Here is a 6,630-nt window from a genome sequence, read left to right as displayed (position 1 = left end):
GAGGGAAGGGCTACCACGCGGCAGCCCTTTCACTGTTTAACTATCATTCCTCGTTAGTCTAGGCTCCGTTCATGCAATAATTACATTAAATTACTGACTTCAAAACTACATAATGGTATAATTTTCCTATTAATTATAGGGAGATGATTATATTATGCCAGATGACATCCAGCTCTATATTCCAGTCAAAAAAGAAACTGTTAAAAAATCCTTTAATATACTCGACGACTTAACAGAAGACGACACCAATGAAGAACTTGTTCCCTTTACTCAAGAAATCGTTGAAAAAATCGCAGCCAAGTTTACCAACTTTGAATTAAACAATCTTCAAGTATCTGTGAGTGCAAAAATAGGATCAGGCAACGCATTAAAATGGGTTGTGAGTCTAGAAGGCACTGGTGGACTTGTTCTTAACTTTAAGAAATTGTAGAGTTAACTACCTTCGGGTAGTTTTTTTGTATTACTTACCAGTGTTGGTGCTATCGTTCTGCGTTAGCTTAGTGATCTTTTTTCCATTAACCTTTCCATTTAATATTTTTACTGCTTTTTCAAGTATAGTCTTATCTCGTAAAATCATAAATTTAGTTGAATAATCATCATTATTTAAAACTGAGTAATTTATCATTTCTAATGCTTTGTCTAATGTCATCCATTTAACCACCATACCCAGTTGCATTTCGCTTTCACTAAGCATTGTATCACTGACGCTATTGTGTGCTTTGGCTATATAGCAGTAGGAGATCTGCATAAAATCATTTATTTTCTTATGCTCCTCGATATACCCTAATTCATGTATAATTTCAGCTTCATAACCAGTCTCTTCCTTGATTTCACGTAAAAATGCATCCTCAGTATTTTCGCCTTCATCTACCCCTCCACCAGGTAACTTGTAAAGGTTAGTCTTTGACATATACATCATGGCAACGTTCAACATGCTATCTAACAGAACACCTCTAGATCCATAGCGAGATATTCTGTCCATAAACTCAGGATCACCACCTAAAAAATCACTATCCGTTATTCTTTTGATCAGTTGCATAAAATCACCTACCTTTTTAAAAGACCTATCGAACTTGATTCTCATAACCGAAATACCATTTAATCTTCAGTTTACAGCCATTACCTCTTATGCAGTATAGATCGCTGCGGACCTGTCGGCATCCTTCTCCTGATGTCAGTATCCTGACCTTTAGTTTAATGATGCCGGTATTCAAGGCATACAGAGTTTATCAAATCACCTAATGAGCCAATCCGCTGTTCTACTGAATCAACATGATAAAACGTACATGTGCTTCCGATTTCATTCAGTTCATTTGTTGAAGAGTATAAATATATTTTCTTTCCAGCCCCCAGAGCAATTCCTAACTCAACATGACTCCCTTTTCCAACTGGAAACATGACAATTACAACATCTGCATCTAAAACCCCTGCAAGTTCTTCTTGGCCTATGTTACGTAGTTTCGTTATGGAGTCTATGTTTGATTGAGTTGTCCAGTCGTAAGTATGTTGAAAACCACGGGCAATCAAACTCTCCGCGACTTGCCGTACATTTTCTATATTTTTGAGACTAGATGCTATGTAAAATTTCATATAATCCCCCTGTTTCAACCTTCAAATCATTCCAGTTTTACATTAACACATATTGGAAGTAACCTGCCCGTTAGGCTGGAAAAGGCAACCGGTTTAGTCATTTGCCTTTTCCAGTACTATTTGGAATTAGTACTATCCATCAGTAAGATTGAGTCAGTATAATCAAATTGAAAATTAAACTGGGGGTTCACTAATGAACTGGTTATTTTGGGGATGGGTTTGAGCCATCGTTAAATATAATTATTGCTCTCCCTATCTTCATTCTTGCTGCTGTTTCACTTATCATCTGGTGGTACAAATCAAATAAAACTCGTAAATAAGTTGGAGATTAGTAAGCCTCTACATATTCATTGAGCTACTTTGCCGAGAATATGTCTGCCGCCTTGCACCTTGATGATGACTCTTCTTCTTTAATTAGGCGGTTTAGACTGATGCGCTCTGGAGTAAAGGTGCTATTACTCTGATTCAAACCCATAATTACTCAATGGCAGTGAACGCCTAAAAGAATCGACGATACAGTTCTCTTCTGCGCTCGCCGCGCAGCTGTGCATATATTTGAGTGGTCGATGCCTTCTCATGTCCCAGCATGCCTTGAATGAAATCCAAAGGTGCTCCGTTGTCCAGCAATTGGCACGCATAAGTATGGCGGAAACGATGTGGGTACACGTTGGTTTCGACCTCTCCCCGATCTGCAAGCCGTTTTAGTGTGGATGAAGCCCCGAATTTTTTCAAATCCATCGAAGGCAGATCATATGAAGAATTAACTCCAAAAGAACAGCAAAAACTAATTGAAATCAGTAAAACAGCAAAAGTAGCATACGATGAGATTAGTACTATTGTAAATGAGGGTACAGAACCGCAGATTTCATCGTTATCTTCGTCGCTTGCTTCAGCGCAATATTTAGAAGATGAAATGTCCAAAGCGATTGAAGCAGTAGTTTATGCAGGTTTACCAAATCTCTCGGTTGCTGAAATCGCTATAAGTTTTTTAAATTCAAATGATGCAAGGGATATTGGAATAAATTACGCTGCACTCCAGGGATATTCCGTAACATGGGATAACCCCGCTGATGCATATAGACATTTCTCTTGGAACTGGTTTAATTCGGAAGACATTAACGTTAATGATGCACGTTCATTTGGGGATTATCATGAACTTGCATTGGTAGCTGCTAATTATGTAAATCCAATGGGTGGAAAAACCTATGATGAAAAAGTGGCAATAGGCGTTGCGAAAGTATTTTCTACTAGATCGAGCACTCAGGGCAGTCTTAGCACCTTCAATTCCGTATTTGATAACGCTAGTATTATGGATATTACTAATAACTCTCAAGGTAGAAAATATTCATTGAATTATTCGTTTTCTAATGTCGCGGATGCTTTCTACGCTGCATATTTCACGAATGATGTTTTAATTGGATACCTTAGCGAAATTACCTCATCCGTAAGAAGTACCGCATATAGTTATTGGCAATAAGTTTTAAGTCAAATAAAGAAGCTGATGCACACTATGTTTGCATCAGCTTCTTTATTTTTAGCGACAGTTTTCCGTAACCGTTACCTCGTCATTTGTAATGCTAACTTTTGAATACCCAGATACAGATTCTGTGTAACCACATAACCCTTTTTCGAATGATTTCCCCCTTGAATCAGTATATTTTAGGTATATGCTTCCTTCCCCTGATAAACCTTCTCCATACAATTTAATATCTGGTGTTATCTTTACTTTTTCGCCACTCTTAATAATTTTTTTGTATATATCTTTCGATGCACCATCGATCCTTTCACCTGAACGATTACTTGTATTTATGCCTGTTTCAACTGAAATAATATTATAATCCGATTGATTATCAATAGTATAAGAGAAACTTTTAAATTGATTTATTAAATCAAATCTACTACTCTTCATTAAAACTATTCCAACAATAATAATGACTACACTTAAATAAAATAGTAGTTGAAAAAATCTTCTCAGTTTCATTTTGACTCAACTCCTTGTAATATTTCTTCTCATCTTTACTATCCTCGATAGTAGGGATGATAGAATTAATCCTAAAAATAACCCAGATAGAGGAGCAACAACCAGAATACCAATAATGTTATGGCTATCCGTTATTATTAATTTAGCCACAGTTATACCAACTGAATTTATCATTACAATAAACCAAAATAATAATTTTTGTTTCATTGTTACTTTAGGCATTTCATTCATGCTAGGGCTACTTCTATATAAAGAGTGTGCAATTACTACGAGTATAACTAATATTCCAATAATTGACAAACTATGTTGTAATATTTTAAAAAGCGGCAAGTTAATGAAAATTACTTCTCTTAACAAAGAAAAATGAACAACGAAATAACCGTCGGTATGGGTACAAGCATCCGTAGTGATGTGTGATATAAAACCAACAGTTACAGATATTACAAATATCATCCAAGCTTTAAAACTATTCATCCTCCATTCGCCAAGTATATTAAATGCCTTCTGATTCAAATGAAATAACGATGGTAGATGTAAAGTAAGTGATTCTTTAACTATGTAATGAAAGATAAATCCTAGAATAATACATAGCGGAATTGCCTGTACTAGCAAGCCTGATAAAGAATGTCCTATATTTCTAAACGGCTCTAAAAGAATAAAATATTCAAAATCAGGAGCCATACTTCCAAGTACAAGTCCCGTTAAACTAAAATGGTTCGGATTTAAATATTTCAATGGGAACGCATAGGCAGGATGAGAAAAAGTAAATGGCATAATTAACCTCCGTAAAGAGCTGACATTTATAAAAGTTCGCTTTTGCTAATGTTTTCAATTTCGAATATTTGCTCTGTAGTATACGGTTGCGATTCACTTTTACCCCTATGATACCAACAAGCACTGCGATCGTTATCTTTGTTCGTATCATGCGTGCACCCCGTTTCTTCACATATTAGACGTATATACATACTATATCGTTGCGTTATTCTGCCTAATAATTCCACAAAAGCATTCCAATGACACCACGCTCTACTGCCCGTCCCTCGGTTCAACGTCCAACAGGACATCTGTACAAAAACCGTTATTTTGTGTGGATATATAAAAAAGAGCTGCAGCCCTCGAGGCTAAGCTCCTTCGTAGTTATATTGTGACTGCTGACTGTGTTCACTTAGTTGCGCTAATTTTTCGATCTTGCAAATAGAATAAAACACAAATTATCCCTGACACAATGGCGGTTAAAAATCCAAATCCACCGATTAATGCAGCAACCATAAAGGGTATAAAACTGGAATGTATATCGCTGGAATTAGACATAGATGTTATATTAATAGCTATTCCAATGCCAAAACTCAATATCCAGACCGCAGCCCCAATTATAGCGATCACTAAAGCTCTCTTTGTTCCCTTTCTCAAATTAATTCACCTCCTAGATTAGGATGTCACTATGACTGATAGTATCTCTTCGATCAAATCATCACCTCATATGAAAATTAGAAGCTGCCACGGCTCGTTATAACTGGATCCAAAAGCGTCTAACAATATTTCCGTTATCCTCAACATATTCCGATTCAAATCGGCCTCCGTTTTTTACAATGGTTTTTTCAGATGCATAATTACCCTTATCACAAACAAGAAGAACCTTTTCCAGGCCCATATCTTTTGTTAGTTCTAAGGTTAATGCTAAAAGTTCAGATGCATAACCTTTTCGTCTTTCCGATGGTCGTATCCCATATCCGATATGCCCACCGCAATTCAGTAGTTTTACGTTGAGTCTGCCTTACATTTACAGCGCCAATAATCTTATTTGAATCATCATTTAATAGCCAGTATGTAGAGTGAGGAACAAAACTTCCGTCAATTATCTTACCTTCTGAATCTTGTGAGTACAAAAAATTCAGCATGACATTGAAATCATAAGGGTCTTTCTCTACAACCCATGGAACAATATCTTCACCACTGGATTTCCAATCTTCATAAAACGATATGTATTCATCCTTATAGATAGCTGATGGTTTTACCAACCTAATCGAATTTTGCATCTCCCAGCCTCCGAATGTAAATTTTATCCATAGTAGCATTCAATACATAAATTTACAATACTCTAATTGGTTTTTCATTGACCAAACCTGCCCGTTACGTAATGGAGGCTGCCGTTTGCGCAGGCAGCCTCGTGTAGATCTGTATTTAGCTATAGTTCTCCGTTAGCGTAATTCCGAGATCCCTCGGGCAGACCGAGGGGGTATAGCCCTAATGCTTTAATATGGTGTTATATGATGTCACAGTCCTCTTCGATAAACCCTATAAAATCTAATCATTCCACATTCTTGTTACTTCTTCTAATTCTAATTCCTCGAATTGCATTTTATAGATATCTGGTTTCTTTAATTGGTTCAAAAACTCCAAGCCAAAGGCTGGATCAAAATGATTCATCATCAAAGTCATTACAAGACCATGAGTCCCGATTGCTATTTTCTTCCCTCTGTGCTCTTTTAATACGGGTTTTAGAACTGAGATTGCTCTTTTCTGACAATCAGCATTAGACTCTCCACCCGGCAAGGTATGATTAAGGTCATTAAAACTCTCTCTGATACTAGACATTAACTCTGCATTTTCAATAATATTAGATGCAAAATGACGTTCTCTAAGATCTTCAAATACTTTAATATCTAACTTTAAGTGCTCGGCCAATCCCTCAACACTAAGAATTGCTCGAGTATAAGGACTTGATATAATCATGTCAATTCCTTCACCTATAAGTAACTTCGTTACTTTTTCAATATCGATCTTTCCTTTTGGGGTAAGCCCTCTTGTTCTTTCATTTCCTTCATTGTATGGTGATTCTCCATGCCTAACCATATAGATAATTGTCTTCATACAGGGCTCCTTTAGAAGCTTTCATTAAATATCACACTGTGATTTCAGATACGTTATATTCACAAAGTTTATAAAATTATCCAACTCAGAAAATATTCGAGAAACAATTGAACTATCCTCCCGTCAATTAAAAAGAGGAGCAACTGCCAGCCGCGGCGTTCTGCTCCCTGGTTAGTTAACTAACGTTC

9 protein-coding genes and 1 pseudogene are annotated in these 6,630 nt (G+C 36.5%); 2 read left to right on the top strand and 8 right to left on the bottom strand.

From position 1 onward, the window contains the following. Positions 1-154: 154 nt before the first annotated feature. Positions 155-430, top strand: a complete 276-nt coding sequence (locus GC102_RS21025) for a hypothetical protein (protein ID WP_171691233.1) — start codon at positions 155-157, stop codon at positions 428-430. A gap of 30 nt (positions 431-460) precedes the next feature. On the opposite strand, the gene GC102_RS21020 is transcribed toward GC102_RS21025, so the two are convergent. From GC102_RS21020 to GC102_RS21010, 3 genes are all read right to left on the bottom strand, one after another. Next, the gene (locus tag GC102_RS21020; RefSeq protein ID WP_171691232.1) at positions 461-1,039 is read right to left on the bottom strand and encodes an NUDIX hydrolase; all 579 of its coding nucleotides are present in this window, start codon (positions 1,037-1,039) and stop codon (positions 461-463) included. A 155-nt stretch (positions 1,040-1,194) separates the two neighbouring features. Then, positions 1,195-1,590: a nucleoside 2-deoxyribosyltransferase gene (locus GC102_RS21015; RefSeq protein ID WP_171691231.1), complete on the bottom strand. Its 396-nt coding sequence runs from the start codon at positions 1,588-1,590 to the stop codon at positions 1,195-1,197. 498 nt (positions 1,591-2,088) lie between these two features. After that, the gene (locus GC102_RS21010; RefSeq protein ID WP_312883342.1) at positions 2,089-2,256 is read right to left on the bottom strand and encodes a tyrosine-type recombinase/integrase; all 168 of its coding nucleotides are present in this window, start codon (positions 2,254-2,256) and stop codon (positions 2,089-2,091) included. A 1-nt stretch (position 2,257) separates the two neighbouring features. On the opposite strand from GC102_RS21010, the gene GC102_RS21005 reads away from it, so the two are divergent. Then, positions 2,258-3,067, top strand: a complete 810-nt coding sequence (locus GC102_RS21005; RefSeq protein ID WP_171691225.1) for a DUF6973 domain-containing protein — start codon at positions 2,258-2,260, stop codon at positions 3,065-3,067. A gap of 57 nt (positions 3,068-3,124) precedes the next feature. On the opposite strand, the gene GC102_RS21000 is transcribed toward GC102_RS21005, so the two are convergent. The 5 genes and pseudogenes from GC102_RS21000 to GC102_RS20980 all read right to left on the bottom strand — a co-directional run bounded on the left by GC102_RS21000 (position 3,125) and on the right by GC102_RS20980 (position 6,442). Next, positions 3,125-3,571, bottom strand: a complete 447-nt coding sequence (locus GC102_RS21000) for a hypothetical protein (RefSeq protein WP_171691229.1) — start codon at positions 3,569-3,571, stop codon at positions 3,125-3,127. A 6-nt stretch (positions 3,572-3,577) separates the two neighbouring features. After that, the gene (locus GC102_RS20995) at positions 3,578-4,345 is read right to left on the bottom strand and encodes a DUF4184 family protein (RefSeq protein ID WP_171691228.1); all 768 of its coding nucleotides are present in this window, start codon (positions 4,343-4,345) and stop codon (positions 3,578-3,580) included. Between the two features lie 387 nt (positions 4,346-4,732). Next, a complete protein-coding gene (locus tag GC102_RS20990; RefSeq protein WP_171691227.1) occupies positions 4,733-4,981 on the bottom strand; it encodes a hypothetical protein in 249 nt (82 codons plus the stop codon). 97 nt (positions 4,982-5,078) lie between these two features. Then, positions 5,079-5,607 (bottom strand): annotated as a pseudogene (locus GC102_RS20985) (GNAT family N-acetyltransferase). A gap of 268 nt (positions 5,608-5,875) precedes the next feature. Further along, positions 5,876-6,442, bottom strand: coding sequence for a histidine phosphatase family protein (locus tag GC102_RS20980; protein WP_171691226.1), 567 nt, complete (start codon positions 6,440-6,442; stop codon positions 5,876-5,878). Between the last annotated feature and the right edge of the window lie 188 nt (positions 6,443-6,630).

Origin of the sequence: Paenibacillus germinis (assembly GCF_013141785.1) — a bacterium.
Classification (GTDB): domain Bacteria; phylum Bacillota; class Bacilli; order Paenibacillales; family NBRC-103111; genus Paenibacillus_E; species Paenibacillus_E phytorum.
This window is presented reverse-complemented; position numbering and strand designations above follow the sequence as displayed.

What these genes read in the sequence shown, in the direction of transcription:
- GC102_RS21025 (WP_171691233.1), top strand. Translation starts at nt 155, where the DNA reads ATGCCAGATGACATCCAGCTCTATATTCCAGTCAAAAAAGAAACTGTT.
- GC102_RS21020 (WP_171691232.1), bottom strand. Translation starts at nt 1,039, where the DNA reads ATGCAACTGATCAAAAGAATAACGGATAGTGATTTTTTAGGTGGTGAT.
- GC102_RS21015 (WP_171691231.1), bottom strand. Translation starts at nt 1,590, where the DNA reads ATGAAATTTTACATAGCATCTAGTCTCAAAAATATAGAAAATGTACGG.
- GC102_RS21000 (WP_171691229.1), bottom strand. Translation starts at nt 3,571, where the DNA reads ATGAAACTGAGAAGATTTTTTCAACTACTATTTTATTTAAGTGTAGTC.
- GC102_RS20995 (WP_171691228.1), bottom strand. Translation starts at nt 4,345, where the DNA reads ATGCCATTTACTTTTTCTCATCCTGCCTATGCGTTCCCATTGAAATAT.
- GC102_RS20980 (WP_171691226.1), bottom strand. Translation starts at nt 6,442, where the DNA reads ATGAAGACAATTATCTATATGGTTAGGCATGGAGAATCACCATACAAT.